At 63.8% G+C, this 22247-nt stretch carries 6 protein-coding genes; 4 read left to right on the top strand and 2 right to left on the bottom strand.

What is annotated here, in order from left to right; translation table 11 throughout:
• Positions 1–22: 22 nt before the first annotated feature.
• Positions 23–1591, bottom strand: a complete 1569-nt coding sequence (locus tag ACVOLO_RS02295; RefSeq protein ID WP_481568657.1) for a J domain-containing protein — start codon at positions 1589–1591, stop codon at positions 23–25.
• A complete protein-coding gene (locus ACVOLO_RS02290; RefSeq protein ID WP_481568656.1) occupies positions 1588–3273 on the bottom strand; it encodes an Hsp70 family protein in 1686 nt (561 codons plus the stop codon). The genes ACVOLO_RS02295 and ACVOLO_RS02290 overlap by 4 nt, the downstream gene beginning before the upstream one ends.
• A 245-nt stretch (positions 3274–3518) precedes the next feature.
• On the opposite strand from ACVOLO_RS02290, the gene ACVOLO_RS02285 reads away from it, so the two are divergent.
• The 4 genes from ACVOLO_RS02285 to ACVOLO_RS02270 all read left to right on the top strand — a co-directional run bounded on the left by ACVOLO_RS02285 (position 3519) and on the right by ACVOLO_RS02270 (position 22238).
• On the top strand, positions 3519–5663 hold the full coding sequence (locus ACVOLO_RS02285) for a S46 family peptidase (protein WP_481568655.1): 2145 nt from the start codon (positions 3519–3521) through the stop codon (positions 5661–5663).
• A gap of 450 nt (positions 5664–6113) precedes the next feature.
• Positions 6114–6833: a winged helix-turn-helix domain-containing protein gene (locus ACVOLO_RS02280; protein ID WP_481568654.1), complete on the top strand. Its 720-nt coding sequence runs from the start codon at positions 6114–6116 to the stop codon at positions 6831–6833.
• Between the two features lie 343 nt (positions 6834–7176).
• Complete coding sequence (locus tag ACVOLO_RS02275) at positions 7177–18861, top strand: SdrD B-like domain-containing protein (RefSeq protein ID WP_481568653.1); 11685 nt, start codon at positions 7177–7179, stop codon at positions 18859–18861.
• Entirely contained in the window at positions 18858–22238 is a 3381-nt protein-coding gene (locus tag ACVOLO_RS02270; RefSeq protein ID WP_481568652.1) for an Ig-like domain-containing protein, read from the top strand. Before ACVOLO_RS02275 ends, ACVOLO_RS02270 begins: the two co-directional genes overlap by 4 nt.
• The last annotated feature ends 9 nt before the right edge of the window (positions 22239–22247 follow it).

Below are 22247 nucleotides of genomic sequence, written 5' to 3'. Positions count from 1 at the left end.
GACGGTGTGCTGGAAAGCACCGTCAGCAGGTTTTTCTCACGCGCAGCCACGCATCCCGCAGCCAGAGTAGAACTGCGCCGATGGCCGCGAGCTCGCCGAAGAAGAGCACGAGGAACAGTATTTTCATTGCAGGAAGGGCCACGAAGAAAAGGATGCAAAGCCATCCTCGGATATCGAGATTCAACTTCCACGTGTGCCGGCCACGCCGCCAAAGTCGGAGGGTAGCCATCCATAGCGCGAGCCATGCCAGGACGCACCCGGCAAAACGTTGATCGGCCAAGTGGGTCACGGCAACGCTGACGATCGCAAGCATGGGTATGAGCCACAAACGCAGTAGCGGATGGGGCTGACTGGGGTTCTCGTCGGCGGATATCCAGCGCATCAGCACTTGCCAGATGGGTAGCAGTGCGCTTGCTGCAACGAGTGCTCCGGCTCCCCATAGGCCCACTTTCAGAGCGCTGCTCAATGACACCGCGGCGCTGGAAGGTAGGAACAGCTGGATGACCAACCACAGCATGATGGCCATTGCCAAGAGTGCAAGGCCAGCTGAGGCGCTCCGCAGCAATGCCAGCATGAAACGCTGTGCCGACATTTGACTGCTTTTTATCGCCAGCCAGAATGCGACCTGTTCCGGTACCAGTGGGGGAGGAACATTTTGGTCATCATGGATCTGCAGTTTCTCCAGAAGGTGATTCATCCCGACCGTACGCCACGGGGGGATGGCGGTGCAGAGTGACTGCCTGGATCGCCACGGCCGACGCAGATACTGCATATAGCGGTGGACCTGTTCTGAGGTGAACGGCAGCCCGTTGCTGCGCAGATATCTGCCAAGGTCGCCTTGTCCATAGGGTTGCAGCATCCAGGAGCGATGCATGCGATGGCGGTACAAGGCTGCATCCATTGGATCCAGGCCACTACCGATTTCATCCCAGCGGAAGTAGCGGGCGAGTACGTCAAAATTGCTTTCCCGGAGCGCGTACTCGCCCTCAAACAATTTCCACTGCAGGAGTGCGCCAACCTGCGATTTGTCGCGTAGCAGCCAGAGCTCTGGAAGTGCGCTCAGCCAATGCTCCAGATCGGATGGCGAGTACGTGCGAGTACGCTCGATGATGGTTTCGCAGAGCCCCTCCACATCAAGTGGTACAGGCGCGCCCAACTGCACAGGTAGAGCCGGGGGGACGGGGAGTTCCGGGGAAAATGTGGGGGTAGGCTGCTGCTCTGGTGGATGCTCGTCGTTCCCCTTGGCAGGCAGGACCGAAGGGGGCGCTACCTCCTGCCGCCAAGGTAGCGCTTCAAAAGCGGAGTGTTCGCTCTGTGCGCTGTCGGCCGGATCAGCCATTGCCACCACATGAAGACCAAGGTTGTCATCGCAGTCCCTGGTTGGCGTGGGTGCTTCATCTGCCGCTTCCTGGTCCAGGGTTGACCGGAACTGCGCCCAGCTCAATGCGCTCTTGTACGCCTCGTTCAATCGCTGGAAGGCATCGGGATCATCATCGGGGCGGTTGCTGCGCAGCAGCCGTGCATAGGCGCGCTTGATCGCCCGTTCGTCGGCGTCCTGGTCCAGTTCCAGCATCTCCAGTGCCCGGTTCAAAACACGCCCTCCAGCTCGTCCAGGGCGCGGCTGAGTTCACGGCGGTGCCGCTCAACGCGCTGTACGTCCTGGCTTTCCAGCACTTCGCGGAACTGCAGCAGCCAGTTCTGCAACTGGTCGCGCCGATCGACGTATTCGGAATACATGCGCTCGGTGCGGGCCAGCAACGCAAGGTTGGGTTGCTGCTCGCGCGGGTGGATCTTGAGCGCATCCAGGGCCTGCAGGCGCTGGCGGATCTGCTCCGGTGCCAGCACGCCGGGGTTCTGCTCCAGCACCAGTTCGTGGCGCTTGCCGGTGGCGTTTTCGGTGACTTCCACCTGCAGGATGCCATCCACGTCATAGGTGAAGCGCGTGGTCACCGAGCGGTCGCCGTCGCTGGTGGTCAGCGGTATCTGCAGTTCGCCGAGCTTGATGTTCTTGTCCACGGTTGGGCTTTCACCCTGGTAGACATCAATGCGCAGGAATCTCTGCTCGTCGCGGATCGGGTGGAAAACATCCTCACGGCTGACCGGCACCACGCTGTTGCGTTGGATGATGGGGTGGAAATAGCCGGTGCGTTCCTTGCCGTCCGGCCCCGTCCGCGAGACCTGCGTGCCCAGCGTGTAAGGGCAGACATCGGTGAGCACGATTTCCTGCAGCGCGCTGTCGCGTGCCTTCATGCCCGCCGCGACGGCCGCACCCAGGGCAATGGCCTGGTCGGGATTGATATGGCGCAACGGCAGCCGGCCGAACATGCGTGTGGCCAGGCGGCTGACCATCGGCATGCGTGCGGCACCGCCGACCAGGATGATGTCATCCAGCGCCTCGGGCTTGAGCCGGGCATCACGGATGGCGCGCTCGATCGGTGCTCGCATGCGCTGCAGCAGCGGTTCGCACAACTGTGCGTAGCGTGATTCCTCGATGCTCCATTGCAGCTCGCGGCCGCCCAGGGTGATGTCCAGCTGGGCTTCGCTGCGCGCGCTGATTTCGCGCTTGAGTTGTTCCAGGCGCTGCATCAGCTGCGCCTGTTCAACACTGTCCAGCGTGGCGGTATCCAACTGCAGGTCGCGCTTGAATGCCTGCAGCAGCACCTGCAGGAAATCCTCGCCGCCGAGGAAGTTGTCGCCGGCACTGGCGTGTACTTCGACGATGCCTTCGAACAGCTCCAGGATGGAGACATCGAACGTGCCGCCGCCCAGGTCCAGCACCAGGATGCGTCCTTCCTGGTCGCGCTGCTGCAGGCCATAGGCCAATGCAGCGGCGGTGGGTTCGTTGATCAGGCGTTCGACGCGGATACCGGCCAGTTCACCGGCCGCGCGCGTGGCCTTGCGTTGTGCATCGGAAAAATAGGCCGGCACGCTGATCACCGCTTCTTCGACCTTGTGGCCGAGCGCGGCTTCGGCATCGGCCAGCAGCGTGCGCAGCACCAGCGCCGACAGTTCTTCCGGGCGGAAGCCATGGTCGCCCAGGCGGGTTTCACGCTGGGTGCCCATCCAGCGTTTGAAGTGGGCCACGCTTGCCCCCGGGTGGCTGATCAGGCGATCACATGCGGCCTGCCCGACCAGCACGGCGCCATCATCGGCAAGGCTGACCACTGATGGCGTCAGCACCTGCCCGTGTGGATTGGAAAAAAGCACCGGGCCCTCGGCACGGTGCATGCCGATCAACGAGTGCGTGGTGCCCAGATCAATACCGACGATCATCCTTGATGCCCCTGTTCTGATTGACCGCCGATTGTAGGTGCGCGGCGGCAGGGCTGAAACGGTTGCGCCGGGCGGCGCGCCGCGATCAAGCATCAGGGCAAGGCCCGGGCCTTGCGGTGGCGCAGGGCCGCGTCAGAAATGGCGCGGTGCTGTTTCCCGTCGGTCATTTCATGACCGCTGGCGGTTGCTCCGCCTGCCAGCCATCGCTACTGTCCATCCCTGTTCTGTAATCCGCTGGAGTTCCAATGACGCGCAAACCGCTTACCGCCGCGCTGGTGCTGGGCATGAGCCTGGCTGCCGCCGCCAACGCCAATGAGGGCATGTGGATGCCCACTCAGTTGCCGGAGTTGGCAAAAACGTTGAAGGAAGCAGGTTTCAACGGTGACCCGAAGGAGCTGGCCGATGTCACCGCGCCGCCGTTGAGCGCCGTGGTGCGGGTGGGCGGCGGCACCGGCGCGTTCGTGTCCGGCGATGGCCTGCTGTTGACCAACCACCATGTGGCCTATGGCGTGATCCAGTACAACGCCAGCAAGGAACACGACACCATCAACGAAGGTTTCATCGCCCAGGGCCGCGCCGATGAGCGCGCCGCCAATCCGGACTACCGGGTGCTGGTGACGGTGGGCTTCGACAAGGTCACCGACGATGTGCTCAAGGACGCCCGCGGCAAGACCGGCCGTGCCTACTACGACGCGGTGGAAAACGCACGCAAGCGCATCGTCGCCGACTGCGAGGCCGAAGGCGGCGTGCGCTGCTCGGTGGCCAACATGTACTACGGCACCGATTTCTACCGCATCCGCCAGCTGGAACTGACCGACATCCGCCTGGTCTACGCACCGCCGCGTGCCATCGGCAATTACGGCGATGAGATCGACAATTTCATGTGGCCGCGCCACACCGGCGACTTCACCTTGCTGCGCGCCTACGTTGGCAAGGACGGCAAGCCGGCGCCGTACAGCAAGGACAACGTGCCGTACCAGCCGCCGGCGCACCTGAAGATGTCGCTGGACGGCCCGAAGGAAGGTGACTACGCGATGCTGGCCGGTTACCCGGGCACCACCTATCGCCTGCGCACGGCCGCCGAGTTCTCCAACCAGATCGACACCGTGCTGCCGCGCCGCGTGGAGGTGTTCCAGCAGCTGATCGACACCATCGAAGCGCAGGGCAAGGGCAATGCCGATGTGCGCACGCGTTATGCCTCGCAGCTGCAATCGCTGAAGAACAACCGCAAGCGCGCGGCCGGTGAACTGGAAGGCCTGCTGCGCAGCGATGCCAAGGCCCAGCGCGCACAGGACGAGCAGGCGATGCTGGCGGCCACCGACAGCCGCTACAAGGCCGACATTGATGCGCTGTTCGCCTCGCTGGCGGCTGGTGAACAGGCCGAGACCAGCGAGTTCCTGGTGACGCTGATGTCCGGCCAGACCCAGCTGCTGCGCTCGGCCATGTTGCTGGAGCGCTTGCGCATCGAATCGGCCAAGCCCGATGCCGAGCGCGAGAGCGGCTACCAGCAGCGCGACCAGGCGCTGATCGAAGGCGTGCTCAAGCAGGTGCAGCGCCGCTACGACCCGGCGGTGGAGAAGGCCGTCCTCACGGCGCTGCTGACCCGCTACCAGCAGCTGCCGGACGCGCAGCGTGATGCCCATTACGACAACCTGTTCGGGCGTACCCCGGCCGAGCTGGCGCGGCACCTGGACGAGATGTACACGCAGACCCGCCTGGGCGATGAAGCGCAGCGCCTGTCGCGCTTTGAATCCGCGCGCAAGGGCGGATTCATCGAGGGCGACGCGCTGGTGTCGGTGGCGTCGGCGCTGGTGATGGCACAGCTCAACGCCGAACGTGAAAGCAAGGAGCGCGAAGGCGAGCAACTGCGCCTGCGCCCGTCCTACATGCAGGCGCTGTTTGATTGGCGCGCAAAGCAGGGCCGTGCGGTGTATCCGGATGCCAACAGGACGTTGCGCATCGGCTACGGCAAGGTGGAAGCGCTGCACCCGCGTGACGCAGTGAACTATTCGCCGGTTACCACCGTGGCCGGCATTGTCGAGAAGAACACCAACACCGTGCCGTTTGACGCGCCCCGGCCGCTGCTGGATGCAATCGCCAAGGGTGATTTCGGCAGCACCGCCGACCCGGTGCTGAAGACGCAGACGGTCAACTTCCTGACCAACCTGGATACCACCGGCGGCAATTCCGGTTCGCCGGTGCTCAACGCCAAGGGCGAGCTGATTGGCCTGAACTTCGACTCCAACTGGGAATCGGTCAGCGCCAGCTGGTGGTTCGACCCGCGTTACAAGCGCGCGGTGCACGTGGACATGCGCTACCTGCGCTGGCTGCTGGCCAAGGTCTACCCGGCGCCGGAACTGTTGAAGGAAATGGGCGTACCGGCCGAGTAACGCGGCCCTCGCCCCGCCCTTGTCGAGCATTGCTCGGCAAGGGCTCAGCGGCCGCGCCTGCACAGACACGCGCGGCTGTGGCACCGGGCCATGCCCGGCATGCAGCGTCGCCGGCGACCATGGCGCGCCAGAAAGTCTGGGCCGAACAGCGCCCAAGGCCAGCGCGGGCGTTTCTCCTGCGCGACAAAAATGTAATGACGATCCTGTACTGACGAGCCGCGCCCGGCATCCGGCGCGCGTGCCTGCATGCCCGCATTTCACAAAATCCGTGCGATCCCGGTCACGGGTCACTATCGACGCGGATTCAGGTCTTTCTTAACCGCAGTAGGAAAGCTCCGTAGGAAATGCCTCAGTAACTGACATTACGCTGGGCTACTATTCCCCCTATATTGGGCAAGGTCATGTGCCTCACAGCGGGGAGATTGTGTGGTAACGCAAGAATTGGACAACGTGTCGGCTGCTGACGATGCATTGGCGCTGGCTCTGGCGCCGCTACGGGTATGGATTGTTGGAAACCTGGACGTCGTCCTGCCGCTTCAGCGTTATGGCGCGCAGGTACACGCGATGGACAGCATTGCAGCGCTGTACCGTGAGTTGGCCATCGTGCCCTGCGATGTGGTGCTGATCGATACCGCCCTGGTGGACGAGGACCTTTCCACCACCGTTGGCCACCTGCGTCGTCGCGACGACCTGGGCATCGTGCTGCTGGTGGATGCAAAAACCCCGCAACGGGTGGCCCAGGGCCTGTGGGCCGGTGCCGATGCCTGCCTGGCGCAGCGGCCCGAGGCCGAACTGCTGGCCGCCAAACTGCACAGCCTGCGCCGCCGCCTGCCGGGTGAACCGGCCCAGGTGATGGAAGCCGCCGCCGCCGGTGTGACAGCGACCAGCTGGGAGCTGGAATCCGGTGGCTGGAACCTGCGCGCGCCCAGCGGCCAGGTTCTCGCTTTGACTGAGGCCGAGCGCTCGTTTTTGTCGCTTCTTTTTGCCTCTCCCGACGAAACCGTCGGCCGGGATCGGCTGATTGCGGCCCTGACCGACCAGCCGTGGAGCTTTGATCCCCATCGGATCGAGGTGCTGGTGCACCGGCTGCGCAACCGGGTGCGCAGTGTCACCCGCTGTACCCTGCCAATCCGCGCAGTTCGCGGCTCCGGGTACCGGCTGACGTTCTAGTTCACACTTTGGTGTTCAGCAAAAAGTCATGTTTGTGGAGAGAGTGCGGGTTCATATCTGTGAACTCGCACCTGATAAAATTTCCGTTAAATCAATGCGATAGCCGATGAATGTGGATCAGCGCACTGTTTGCGCGTGATCTACAGTGAGTTTTCGTCAGAGTTCGGCACTGTAACCCTCGAAGACGGGCGTAAGAATTCGCGCCGTCACGACATCACTGAACAGGGATGTCGCTCCGACGACCCGTTTTGGGGCGGGCCGTCTTCCAACCAATCACGTCTTACCCGGGTTGCCGTTGAAACGGCAGTCCGGCGTAGCCGCGCGTTTGCAATGGGGTTACCCGGTGAAAAGTCTTTTCGAGCAGAGCAGTGCCATTGGTGGCTACGTCGCCGTAGTCAAGCAGGAACGATCGGGGCTGCGGACACGCATCACCCGCGCGTTGGCCGCAATGACGTTGGCATGGCTGGCACCGGCCACTGCAATGGCGAGTGACCTGATCCTCAACGTCAGTGACACGGGCTTTGATCCGGTGGCTGCCGGCGCGTTGATCAAGTACCGGATTACGGCCAGCAACTCCGATATCGAGCCGGTCAGCAATGGCGCCGTGGTATTTGACCTGCCTCTGGGTGCGACGCTGAGCCAGGTCACCGGCTTGAACAGCTGTACCCCTGCGGCAACCACACCTGTGCGCGTGACCTGCACGCTGCCCGAGCTGAAGACAGACGAGCCGCTGACATTCCACCTTGAAGTGGACACCCGCGCCATCTCCGGGGCCACCACGCAGGATGTCTTCCTGTACGGTGCGATCGGTTTCGCCGATAAGCTCAATACCGTCACCGGCCCGGTGAAGGACATGGGCCCCGGCAACCCCGTGCCGCCCTTCTACGGCGATGACGGCAACACGAACAACAACTGGCAAGGTGAGCGCACGACACTGGAGCGCTCCACGGACCTGCGCCTGGTAAAGCAGGGCCCGGCGACCATCATTGGCGGCGGTATTGCCACGTATACCGTCACGGTGCACAACGACGGTCCGAGCCCCACGGCTGGATTCACGGTAACCGACACCCTGTCCGGCCCTACCTATGTCCCAGGCAGCTTCGTGGGCGCGGGTTGGTCCTTCAACGAAGGCAGCATGACGGCGACCTACACGGGCGCTGCGATTCCGGTGGGTGGCAGCGCCACGTTCACCCTGCGTGCCAAGGTCAATGCAGCCACCGGCACGGTTGAAAACCTGGCGGTGGTGGAACCCAGCGACGACCTCTCGCAGCCACGCGAGTCCAACCCGGAAAACAATGGCGATACGGCAACCACGATCGTCACTGCGGGTGCGGACCTGTCCATCAGCAAGACGCTGAAGACCACGCCGGTCATTGCGGGTGAGCAGGCGACGTTCCAGATCCAGATCAACAACCCGGGCCCTAGTCCTGCACTGAACCCGAGCTGGGAAGACACCTTGCCGGAGGGTTTCACGCTTACCGGCGCGTTGCCCACAGTCCCGAACTGGACCTGCGCCAAGCTCGATGCTGATACCCGCATCAAGTGCGACTACACCGGCAGTCTGGCGGTAGGCGCAATAGCGAACTTTGAGTTCAATGCACTGGCACCGTCCACCGGCACCAACAGCTCCGGCAATGTGACCAATACGGCACATGTGAAGTCGGAAACCGACGACCCGAACACCAGCAACAACGCTGGCGGTACCACCTTCCCGGTGATGTCCAATGGCGTCGATCTGGCGTTGACCAAGAAAAAGAATCCCAAGCTGATTTCGGTGTGGAACGGCGTGGGCGATGACAGCGAGAGCCTGATGACCTCGCTCATCAATGTGCTCAACGACGGGCCGGGGGCGGCGACCAGCAATGTGCAGGTCGTCGATGAGCTGTCAGAGGGTGAGGAATTTGTCAGCGGTGGCAAGACCGGCGAATGGCTGTGCTCGGTCACGCCGTCGCCGTGGACCCAGGGCGGTGCCAAGCAGGTTGTCACCTGTGACCTGGACCCAAGCAGGTACCCCTTGCCGAAGGGCGGCAGGACGCCGGAGCTGACGATCATCACCCGTGCGCGCGCCGCCAATCTGAACATGGAAAACCAGGCCTGCACGGGTGGCTCCGGTGGCTCGTTGACTCCGGGTACCAGCGCTGACAATGCAAGCGTCAAGTACGGCGACCGGGATTCGACCAACAACTGTGCCGGTGATGGCACGCGCACGACGCTTGACCGGGTGGACCTGGCACTTGAAAAGTGGACCAACGGCACCGGCAGTGCGGACAACGTTCTGAAGTTCAATCAGGACACCCTGACCTACACCCTGCGCGTCACCAACCTCAATGTCGGTGATGCTCCGGTAAAGGCCACCGGCATTGTCGTCAACGACACCATTCCGGGCTATGTCGCTCCAGGTCAAATTGAAGGCACGACGCTGCCGGGCACCGGCGTCACCGCGAGCTCGGCCTCGGGCTGGGCTTGCGTGGTCAATGCAGGCTCGGTGACGTGCCGCTCGAATACGGAAGGCCTGGAACCGGGTGAATTTGAAGACATCACCATCACGGTCACTCGCCCGCTGTTTGACTCGTCCGCACAGACCGGAACCGCAAGTTGTGGCGTTGATGCGCCAGCGACAGGGGCTTACTGCAACACGGCCGGCGTGGGCGTGGATGCGGCGGTCGCCGGCTCAATCGCCGAGACCAACTCGGCCAACAACCAGGCCAAGGACTGGGTGGCGATTGAGCGCCAGGCCAACATGCGCACTGCGAAAAAGAGCGTGTCCAACAACGGCGTTGGGCAGATTGGCGTCAACAGCGAATACAAGATCACCTATTTCAATGACGGCCCGTCGCTGATCCCCGGCGTTGTGTTCCGCGATGTGCTCACCGTGCCTGCGAACGATCCCGGCTTCGTGTTCGTGTCGGCATCGCGTACGCCCAACACCGCGATCTGCACGGTGGAGACGGTGGCACCGGGCATTGTCGAGAACCCGAATGCCGGCGGCGGTACGTCTTACAGCAACCCGACGGCTTCTGATCTTCAGCTGAGCATCGCCTGCCCGGCATTGAACATGGCGCACCGCCAGAATGAAGTGATGACGGTCGTGATCCGCCCCAACCGTCATCCCAACACACCGGCAGGCCGTAGCTTCCACGACGTCGGCCAGTTCGAAATCAGCGGTGGCGCAACGGGCCCGGACTACAACTTCAACACCAACAGCGGCGATGACACCAAGGATGCGGAGCTGACCTTCACCCGGGAAAACGCCACGCTGGTCATCAACAAGGATGACCTGCCCGTCAGTGGTGAGCCGGACTTTGGCGGTGTGGATCCGCTGGGCTTCGATGGCCTGAATCCGGCCAACAACACGCTTACCTACCGTGTTTCCGTGCAGAACCTCGGTCCGTCCGTTGCCAGCAATGTGATCATCAGCGACACGCTGCGCGCACCGCTTGGCAAGAGGGTCAGGTTCTTGGGCATGGCCACCAGCGCCAACTACAACCGGCCGGCTGATGCTGCCTACAGCGTGGGCAACTGCACCGTAACGGGTTCCACCACGTTCACCGGCGCCGGCATCAGTCCAGGCGATGCTGGCCTTGAGATCAGCTGCAACCTGGCAGGTTCCGGTTTCACCAACAATGCCGAAGGCGTACTCGCCGCTCGTGCATTCAGCTATGCATTCCTGAGGTACGAGTATCTGGACGCACCGGCCGCCAATGGCGACACGGTGATGAACTCGGTCTCGGTCTCGGCAGTGGAAGCCCCGACCGTATCAAAGACGCAGGACACCACGGTGCGCACGCGCGTGGACCTGAGCATCGCCAAGTCGGTGCATACCGATGTGCCGGTTGCCGACCCCGATACCCCGGCGCCAGCGGCGGCAACGGACGTTACGCTGTGGCAGCCGTTCTACTGGGTCATGGATGCGACCAACCATGGCCCGGGTGCAAGCCTTTCCAAGGATCGCAATGGCACCAGCCCGGAGAGTGGAACCGGCACCGTCATTACTGACACGCTTCCGGCCGGAACCGAGCTGATCGGCAATGTGACCTGGCAAAAGAAGGGCCCGGCACAGGTCGATACCACGCCTGTCGGTAGCGGTACGTGTTCGGTCACTGGTCTGAACATCACCTGCAATGTGGGTGACGTCACCGCGACCGGCAAGGTGCGTGTGATCGCCAAGGTCCGTCATACCAGCTGGCCCAGCGGTGGCAAGGTCAAGAATGTCACCGAGGTGAAAACCGAGCAGGTAGACAGCAAGCCAAGCAACAACAAGGACGAGGAAGAAATTCCGTTCGTGCGTTCTTCGCTGTCCGGTGTGGTCTATGAGGACCGGCTGCGCACCGCCGGCCAGGGCGGTAACCGCCAGGCCGAAAGTGACGAGCCGGGCATTGGCCAGGTGGTGGTACGCCTGTCGGGCACCAACAGCTATGGCAACCCGCTCACCAGCGGGGCGAGTGGTGCAACGGTCAACTACATTGAAGTGAAGACGGGTACTGATGGCCGCTTCACTTTCAACAACCTGCCGCCCTCGGATGCGGCCGGCTACACGGTCACCCAGGTGCAGCCCAGCGACTACGTGGACAGCCCGGACATGGTGCCGGTGGCACCTGCGCCTGGCGCGGCATCGCATGGCGGTACCTACAACGGCTCGGTGATCTACAGCGGCGTCCAGATTGGCCGCACGGACACTGCCACCCACTACGACTTCCCGGAGATCCGGCTTCCGTCCCTGTCCGGCCTGGTCTATGTGGATGTGGACCGCAACAACACCTACGGTGCGGGTGACACGCTGATCGACGGCGCCGTGGTGGAACTGCTTGATGCCAGCAATCCGTCAACGGTGCTCGACACCCGCACGACGGTAAATGGCGCCTACAAGTTCGAGAACCTTGATCCGTTCAAGGTCTATACGCTGCGTGAGCCACTGCCGACCGGCTATGCCAACCGTCCCGATGCCGTGAACAAGGGCAAGATCGGCGGCGTTCTGTGCGCAACGGGTTGCACACCGGGTAACGGTGTGAGTCCGGACGCAGCCACCACGAGCCGTATTTCCGATATCGACCTGTCTTCAGGCCAGGATGGCACCGAGTTCAATTTCGGTGAGAATCTCGTCAGCGTCATTTCCGGGCGTGTCTACCTCGACCAGAACGACGACGGCAGCGACAACACGAACGAGCCGGGTATTGCCGGGGTAGCCATCACCCTGGAAATGGAGACGGCGCCGGGCATCTGGACGGCGGTTGTCACCAGCCAGCCGATCGTTACCGACAGCAACGGTCATTACAGCTACGACGGTGGTGTTGTCGGCAACAACTACCGCATCACCGAAACACAGCCGCCCGGCTTGGGCAATGGCAAGGAAAACGGCACGGTCAATACCGGCACGCCTAACGTCATTGTCATCAACAGCCTGCCGGCGGCCGGCTCGACGAACAACAACTTCGGTGAGAAGGGCGCGACGCTGTCCGGCGTGGTGTTCCTTGACCGCAACAACAACGGCATCCAGGACAGCGGTGAGCCGGGCCTGCCCAATGTGGAAGTGGAGTTGCCTGCCGGTACGCTCAATGCGCTCGGCGTGGCTGTGGGCAAGGTAAAGACCAACAACGACGGCCAATACGCATTCGTCGATCTGCTGGCGGGCATCTATACGGTGACCGAACAGGTGCTGCAGCCGAGCTTTGCCGGTGACATCACCAGCAACGGCATCACCACGCCCGGCTCGACCGGCGGTGACGCGACGGATGTGGACACCGTTCCCAGTGCGATCAAGGACATCATCTTGGCCGCCGGTGGCGTGTCGGAGAACAACAACTTCGGTGAGATCCTGCTGGCCGGCATCAGCGGTACCGTCTACGTGGACCGCAACGACAACGGCAGTTTTGATGCCGGTGACGCCGGTTCGGTGAACTCGGCCAACAACGGCGGCATCGAAAAGGTGTGGGTCGTGCTGTATGCCGCCGACGGCACCAGCGAGCTTGATCGCGTGCAAACCGACGGGTCCGGCAACTATTCGTTCGGCAACCGGCTGGCCGGCGTCGACTATGTAGTCAAGGAACTGCAGCCGGCAGGCTACGGCGAAGGCAAGGAAAACGGCACCAACGAGATCCACATCAGTGCGCTGCCGACGAGTGGTTCGGCGGGCAACAACTTCGGCGAAACCTTGGCTTCGCTGGCCGGTTACGTGTACGAAGATTTCTCGAGCACGGCCTCGGGCAACAACAACGGCGCCAAGGATGCCGGTGAGAAGGCCATCGTTGGCGTGACGTTGACCCTGACGGGCACCGATGGCAGCGGCAAGGCGATCACCCCGCGTACGACCACCACCGATGGTGATGGCAAGTACAGCTTCGGCGACCTGCTTGCAGGCACCTACGTCATCACCGAAAGCCAGCCCAGCGGCTATATCGATGGCAAGCACACCGTGGGCGATGCAACCACGCCGGGCAGCAATGCGACGGCCAACATCATCAGTGACATCGGCCTGACGGCTGGCCAGAACGCCAGCGGCTATCTGTTCGGTGAGTTGGCGGAGGCGCCGATCAGCGGCACGGTCTATATCGACCGCAACAATGACGGCAAGCAGGACGCTGGCGAAGCCGGCATCCCGAACGTGAGCATCATCATCGAGGTGGAACAGAGCCCGGGCAACTGGGTGAAGGTGCCGGGTCCGGCCATCGTCACCGATGCCCAGGGCCGCTACACCTACCCGGACGCTGCCGCGGGCAAGAACTACCGCGTCACTGAAAGCCAGCCGACCGGCCTGGCCGACGGCAAGGAAAACACCAGCAACGTCATCACCATCACCAACCTGCCGGCCACCGGCTCGCAGGGCAACAACTTCGGCGAGATCGCTGCAGTGTTGTCGGGCGTGGTGTACCTGGACAGCAACAACAACGGCAAGCAGGATGCCGGCGAGCCGGGCCTGCCGAACGTGGAAGTGGAACTGCCTGCCGGCACCGTCAACGCCCTGGGCGTTGCCGTGGCCAAGGCAGTGACCGATGTCGACGGCAAGTACCAGTTCATCGATCTGCTGGCCGGCACCTATACGGTGACCGAGCAGCTGAAGCAGCCGCTGTACGGCGGTGTCGAAACCAGCAATGGCAAAACCACGGTCGGCACCACCACCGGCAAGGCAACGGATGTGAAGACCGTTCCCAGTGCGATCAGTGGCATCACCCTGGCCGCCGGTGGCGTGTCCGAGGAAAACAACTTCGGTGAGGTGTTGGTTGCCAGCATCACCGGCACCGTCTATGTGGACCGCAACGACAACGGCAGCTTCGACGCAGCCGATGCAGGCACGGTGAACTCGGCCGCCAACGGCGGTATCGAGAAGGTCACGGTGGTGCTCTATGCCGCCGATGGCACCACTGAAATCAAGCGCGTGGAAACCGATGCGCAGGGTAACTATGCCTTCGCCAATCTGCCGACCGGCGTTGACTACGTGATCAAGGAAATCCAGCCGGCGGGTTATGCCGAAGGCAAGGAACACACGACCAACGAAATCAGCATCAAGCAGCTGCCGTTGAGCGGTTCGCCTGGCAACAACTTCGGCGAAAAGCTGGGTGCGCTGGCCGGTTACGTGTACGAGGATTTCTCGGCCACGACCGCGGGCAACAACAACGGCGTCAAGGAAGCCGGCGAGCAGGGCATCGCAGGTGTCACGCTGACCCTGAGCGGCACTGACAGCAGCGGCAAGGCGATCTCTCCGCGTACGGCCACTACCGACGCCGATGGCAAGTACAGCTTTGGTGACCTGCTGGAAGGCAGCTACACCATCACCGAGACCCAGCCGTCGGCCTATGAAGACGGTAAGCACGCTGCGGGCAATGCAAGCACGGCGGGCAGCAACGCGGTGGCCAACGTCATCAGTGGCATTGGCCTGGATGCCGGCCAGTTGGCGGACGGCTACCTGTTTGGTGAGCTGAAGAAGGCACCGATCAGCGGCACCGTCTATGTGGACCGCAATGACAATGGTGACCAGGACGGTACCGAGCCCGGCTTGCCGGGTGTGGAGATCGTCATCACCAGCAATGGCCCGGATGGAAAGCCCGGTGGCGGCGACGACGTCAATGTAACGATCACCACCGACCAGGACGGCAACTACAGCTGGCCGGATGCGATCGCGGGCGTGGATTACACCATCACCCAGAAGCAGCCGACCGGCCTGGCCGACGGCAAGGAAAACACCAGCAACGTCATCACCATCACCAACCTGCCGGCCACCGGCTCGCAGGGCAACAACTTCGGCGAGATCGCTGCAGTGTTGTCGGGCGTGGTGTACCTGGACAGCAACAACAACGGCAAGCAGGATGCCGGCGAGCCGGGCCTGCCGAACGTGGAAGTGGAACTGCCTGCCGGCACCGTCAACGCCCTGGGCGTTGCCGTGGCCAAGGCAGTGACCGATGTCGACGGCAAGTACCAGTTCATCGATCTGCTGGCCGGCTCCTACAAGGTGACTCAGCAGGTTGAGCAGCCGTCGTGGAATGGCGTGGTGACTGCCAACGGCATCACCACCGTCGGCACGACCACGGGTACGGCCACGCTTGTCACCACCGTTCCCAGTGCGATCAGTGGCATCACCCTGGCCGCCGGTGGCAAATCCGAAAACAACAACTTCGGCGAAGTGCTGCAGGTGTCCATCGCCGGCACCGTGTTCCTGGACGTCGACAACGATGGCGCCATTGCCGGTGCCGGTGAAATCGGCCTGGAAGGCGTGGTCATCGAGTTGAACGGTGTCGATGACACCGGCGCGACGGTGACCCGGAGCACCACCACCGACAAGGATGGCAAGTTCCACTTCGAGGGTCTGCGCCCGGGCAAGTACAGCCTGACCGAGCCGACCCAGCCGACCGGCACCGCCAACGGCATCACCACGGCCGGCAAGGTGGATGGTGTCGCTTCGGGTACGGCTACGCCGGTGACCACGGTACCGAGCAAGATTGTCGACATTGACCTGAGCACGCCGGGCAGCGCCTCGGTGGACAACCTGTTCGGCGAGATTCCGCGTAGCAGCGGCATCACCGGCAAGGTGTGGGTGGATACCGACAACGACGGCGTCGTGGACCCGGATGAAAAGGGCATCAGCGGCGTGACCGTTGAGCTGGAAGGCACGGCCATCGATGGCACCAAGATCACCGTCACGGTGACCACCGATGCCGATGGCAACTACAGCTTCACCGACCTGCCGCCGGGCACCTACACGGTGACCGAGCCGAACCAGCCGCCGGGCACCCTGGACGGCAAGACCGTGCCGGGTACCACGGGTGGCAAGGCAACCACGCCGGGCACCACGCCGTCGAAGATCTCCACGATCAAGGTGGGCGTGAACGAAACCTCGACGGACAACAACTTCGGCGAGATCCCGGTGGGCAGCATTGCCGGCTTTGTCTACAACGACAGCAACGATGACGGCATCAAGCAGAGCGACGAAGGTGGCTATGCGTTGATCGATGTCGTGCTGACCGGCACCGACGACCTGGGCAACCCGGTCAACGTGCCGGGCAAGACCGACGCGCAGGGCCACTACGTGTTCGAGAACCTGCGTCCGGGCACCTATGTGGTGACCGAGCCGACGCAGCCTGCCGAAACCCTCAACGGCCAGACCACCGCCGGCTCGGTCGACGGTGTGAAGTCCAGCGCCAAGGTCACCGGCAAGGAAACCACGCCTTCGATGATCGACGGCATCGTGCTCAAGCCGGGCAACAACTCGGTGGACAACAACTTCGGTGAGATCGGCGATTCGCCGGACATGCTGGTGAGCAAGTCGTCCACCACGGTCAAGTTCACCGTCAACAACGTGGCCACGTACACCATCCGCGTGCGCAACGGCGGGCAGCAGGCGTCGAAGGGCGAGTACCTCGTCAAGGACCGTCTGCCGGCCGGCCTGAACCTGGCGGAAGTTCCGTCGGGCAACGGCTGGACCTGCACCGGCGCGGTGGGCGATGCCCGCTTTGAATGCCGTAGCTCGGAAGTGGTCAATGCCGGCGTGACCTCGGCCTCGGACATCACCGTCAAGGTCAACGTCACCGCCGAAGCCGCCAAGGCCGGCACCGTCAACAATGCGGTGCTGGTGGAAGGCGGCGGCGAGAACGAGTTCCGTACCCCGACCACCGAAGAGAAGACCGCGTTCGAGGGCGATGTCACCGATCTGCCGGTGTGCGATACCGCCATCACCCAGAACGCGTGCCGTGTGCCCAACCAGGTGCAGCTGGCCGCGTCGGTTGGCGGCACCGTGTGGTTCGACATCGGCAGCGAAGACACCCGACTGGATGGTGGCGATGAGCGCCTGCAGTCGTGGATCGTGGAGCTGCTGGACGCGACCACCGGCCTGGTGAGCCAGACCACCACCACCGCCGTGGACGGTAGCTACCGCTTTGGCGACGTGGTGCCGGGCATCAAGTGGAACCTGCAGTTCCGTGACCCTGCCTCGGGCGTGTTGTGGGCGTGGCCGGTCAACCAGGAAACCGCCGGTGGCATGGGCGTTGCCTGTGACAGTGCGCGTGCGATCACCAACGAAGGCGTCAGTGCCTGCCGTGTCACCGAGAACGGCACCAGCCAGCTGCAGGTCGTGCTCGAAGCCGGCCAGCATCTGCCGCAGCAGAGCCTGCCGGTGGATCCGTCCGGTGTGGTGTACGACGCCGTCACCCGTGATCCGGTGCCGGGCTCCATCGTGACCATCACCCCGGTGGGCGTGTGCAACGGCTATGACCCGATGACGGCCATCCTCAACGCGGCTGCCGGTGGCTACCGCGTGGAAGGCAATGCGGTGTCCATGACCGTGGGCAACAACGGCTATTACCAGTTCATGTTCGGCCCGGCTGCGCCGGCACGTTGTGAGTTCCAGCTGACGGTCACGCCGCCGGGTGGTTACCAGTTCGTGTCCTCGCTGATCGCACCGCAGGACGGTTCGCTGTCGCCGCTGGGTGCGGCCGGCAACAACCACCTGGTGCAGCCGCAGTCCAACGCGCCGACCGGCGCGGTGGGCACGCCGACGCAGTACTGGCTGACCCTGTTTGCCGGTTCGGCAACTGCCAGCATCGTCCACAACCACATCCCGCTGGATACCGCCGAAGCCACCGGCCTGGTCATCACCAAGACAGGTGACCGCCAGACCGCGGAAATCGGTGACACCGTGCAGTACACCATCACCGTGCGGCAGACCGCCGGCAGTGCAATGGCGACGTTGAACATCGTCGATACGCTGCCGCGTGGCTTCACCTACATCGATGGCACTGCCCGCGTCGGCGGCCGTGCGCTGGACGAGCCGTTTGGCAAGCCGGGCCCGCGCCTGGGCTTCAACCTCGGCCCGATCAACGTCGGCCAGCAGCTGGTGCTGACCTACCGCGTGCGGGTTGGCGTGGGTGCGCAGCAGGGTGACGGCGTCAACCGCGCCCAGGCCCATGGCTGCTCGATTGCTGGTGGCTGTATCGATCCGGACTCGATGACGCCGGTGCCGGGTTCGGTGCCGTCCAACCGTGCCGAGTACCGCGTGCGTGTCACCGGCGGCGTGTTCACCGAGGAAGCGTGCGTGCTGGGCAAGGTGTTCGTGGACTGCAACAACAACCACCTGCAGGACAACGAAGAGCTGGGTATCCCGGGCGTGCGTCTGTACTTCTCCAACGGCACCTGGGTGATCTCCGATTCGGAAGGCAAGTACAGCTACTGCGGCCTGACCCCGCAGAGCCATACCTTGAAGGTGGATCCGTCCACCCTGCCGGCCGGCTCGCGCCTGACCACCAGCAGCAACCGCAACCTGGGTGATGCCGACAGCCTGTTCCTTGACCTGAAGAACGGTGAGCTGCACCGCGCCGACTTCATCGAAGGCAGCTGCTCCAACCCGCTGCTGGAGCAGGTCAAGGCCCGTCGTACCCAGGGCGAGGTGCGTGCGCCGGAAACCGAAACCGGCCAGTCGCAGCTGCGCTTTGAAAGCAAGCCCGCCCGTGCGCCGCAACAGGCCACGGACTCGGCCAACCAGAGACCGATCGTGCATCCGCGACCCAATCCGCCCTCGGCGCCCGCTTCGCAGGAGGTGCAGCCATGAGCCGCCGCAACCTGCGCGCGATGCCGCGCATGAGCCTGCTGGCCTGTGCACTGGCCACCGCGGCACTGCCCGCCCTGGCCCAGAACGTGGGCAGCAGCACCCGCTTCACGCCGGTGCTGGGTGATGCCAGCACCTTGTATCCGCGCTCGCTGGTCACCACCGATACGCCGCCGGAAGTCGTCGCTGCCCGTTCGGGCCAGGCCGACTACAGCAGCAATGTCGGCGTGGACCGCGTGTCGGTGGAAGTGGACCGTGATGGCGTGCCGGCCGATGGCCAGACGCCGGTGCACATCACCGTGCGTCTGCTCGGTGCCGACGGCAAGCCGCTGGCTGGCACCAGCTACGCCACCATTGAAAACAGTGGTGGCCGCATCCGCCTGCCCGGCTCGCGCACCGATGAGTTCGGCCCCGGCGCCGCCGATGCCGACAAGGTGATGCCGGGCGTGCAGGTCGCCGTTGAAAACGGCGTGGCCGAGTTCGACCTGGTGGCCCCGCACGATCCGCAGGATGTCCTGCTGCGGATCACCGCAGGCGACCAGGTGGCCGAAGGCACGATTGGCTTCCTGCCGGAAATGCGCGAGCTGCTGGCCACCGGCCTGATCGAAGGCATCGTCAACTTCCGCAACAAGACTAACGCCGGGCTGATCTCGCCGGTGCAGCACCACGACGCCTTCGACCGCGACATCCGCCGCTGGGAAAAGACCTTCAACAACGGCAAGGCGAATGCCGCCGCGCGCACCGCGTTCTTCGTCAAGGGGCAGATCAAGGGTGAGTACCTGCTCACCGCTGCCTACGATTCGGACAAGGACGTGCGTGGCCGCCTGCTGCGTGACATCCAGCCTGAAGAGTTCTACCCGGTGTACGGCGACTCGTCGCTGCGTGGCTTCGACGCGCGCTCGGCCGAGCGCCTGTACGTGCGTATCGACAACAAGCGCAGCTACCTGTTGTACGGTGACTTCCAGACCGGCGACACGCTGGCCACCACCAGCGGCATCGGTGGCAGCGGCCCGATCCCGCAGCGCATCCTGAGCACCTACAACCGCACCGCAACCGGCCTGGGCTGGCACTTTGAAAGTGAGCGCGTGCGTACCAACGTGTTCGCCATCGAAGACTCGCTGCGGCAGATCATCGAAGAGTTCCGCAGCCAGGGCAGTGGCCCGTATGCGCTGCGCAACAACGCGGTGCTGGAAGGCAGCGAGCGCGTGGAAATGATCGTGCGCGACCGCAACCAGCCCACCCGCATCGTCTCGGTCAAGCCGTTGGCGCGGTTGGTGGACTACAGCTTCGAGCCGTTCTCCGGGCGCATCCTGCTCAACCAGTTCCTGCCGTCATTCGACAGCGACCTCAACCCGGTGTCGCTGCGCATCACCTATGAACTGGACCAGCAGACCGAGAAGTTCTGGGTGGTCGGCGCCGATGGCCAGTTCAAGCTGACCGACAAGCTGGAAGTGGGTGCCTCGGCGGTGGAAGACCGCAACCCGTATGCCGAATTCAAGATGGGCAGCGTCAACGCCGGCTATCGCTTCGGGCAGAACACCATGCTGGTGGCCGAGTTCGCACGCACCCGCAGCGAGGTCAACACCAACTCGCTCAACCAGGTGACCTCGCAGGGCTTGAAGGATGTCACCGGCGAGGTGGAAGGCGATGCCTGGCGCGTGGAATTCGCCCATGACGGCAGCAAGTTCGACGCCCGCCTGTTTGCCGCGCGTACCGATCCTGAGTTCAACAACGCCGCCTCGCCGTTGTACGGCGGCCGTGGCGAATACAGCGCCCGCATGGCCTACACCGTGGGCCCGCGCCTTGAACTGTATGTGGAAGGCCTGCGCAGCGAAGACCGCAACCCTGACGGTGGCGAGCGTGATGCCGGCGGCGCCGGTGTGCGCATCGGTGCAACCGAGCGGCTGACCGTGGACCTTGGCCTGCGCAGCATCCGCGAGACCATCGGCGTGACGTCGCCGTGGTCCTCCGGTGCACCGTTTGGGCAGATGGGTGGCCTGACCGGCGGCTTTGCCACCGGCGGTGGCGGCGGTGCGCTGGGCTACGGCCAGCAGGCACTGGACCCGGCCACCGGCCTGATGGTCATCAACGGCTCGTCCAGCGGCAGCCCGATCACCAGCGACCTGCCGGTGGGCACCAAGCTGGAATCGGACAGCGCACGCATCGGCCTGGGTTACCGCTTCAGCGACAAGTTCAGCGGCGGCGCCGAGTACGAACAGAGCGTCAGCGGTGAAGACCGCAACCGCGTTGCCGCCGGTGTGGACTACCAGGTGTTCGAGCGCAGCCGCCTGTATGGCCGCTACGAAAAGCAGACCGGCCTGACCAGCGCCTACGGCATCACCACCACCGACCGCGAGGCCGATGCGCTGGTGTTCGGTATCGACAGCAGCTACATCCGCGACACGCAGGCGTTCTCCGAATACCGCATGCGTGACTCGATCAGTGGCCGTGATGTGCAGGCCGCCTCGGGTATCCGCAACAACTGGGACATCGCCCAGGGCCTGCGCCTGAGCAGCTCCATCGAGCGGGTCAACGTGGTGGCCGGTGATACCGGCGACAGCACCGGCCTGGCGCTGGCGTTGGACTACAGCGCCAACCCGCTGTGGCGCGGTGCCATCCGTGGCGAGCACCGCATCTCCGAGGACGTGCCGGGCACCGCCGCCAACGAGGCCTTCAACACCACGCTGCTGCAGTTCATGGTGGCGCGCAAGTTGAGCCGCGACTGGACCCTGCTGGGCCGCAACTACCTGCTGGCCACCAACTACGAAGACCGTGGTGACGTGCTGCAGGATCGCTTCCAGCTTGGCCTGGCCTACCGCGACACCGACCGCAACCGGATCAACGCGCTGATGCGTTACGAGTACAAGCTCGAACGCGACGAAAGCGGGCTGACCCTGCTCGACGGCGACGTGGTGGATGGCACCAGCCAGGACGTGCGCACCCGTGCGCATATCGTCTCGGCGCATGCCGACTGGCACCCCTCGCGCCCGTGGTGGCTGACCGGCCGCGTTGCCGGCAAGTGGCAGCGTGACCAGTTCGCCTACAGCGACGGTGGTCGCGTCAACAGCCGCTTCAACGCGGTGCTGTTGTCCGGCCGCGTGGTCTACGACATCACCGAGAACTGGGACATCGGCGTGCTGGCTTCCACCTTCCGTGGCCAGTTCGGCGCCAACCAGTACGCCTACGGCATGGAAGTGGGCCGCCTGTTGCGCCAGAACCTGTGGTTGTCGGCCGGCTACAACTGGACCGGCTTCGAGGGTGACAGCGACCTCAACGGTTACGAGTACACGCAGCAGGGCGCGTTCCTGCGTCTGCGCTTCAAGTTCGATGAAGATCTTTTCCGTCGGGACCCGGTTCGCTACCGCGATCCGGCCCGCTGAGGACGACAC

Source organism: Stenotrophomonas sp. STEN056, from assembly GCF_056759635.1.
Note: the sequence above shows the minus strand (reverse complement) of the source record. Positions and strands in the feature narration are given on the sequence as shown.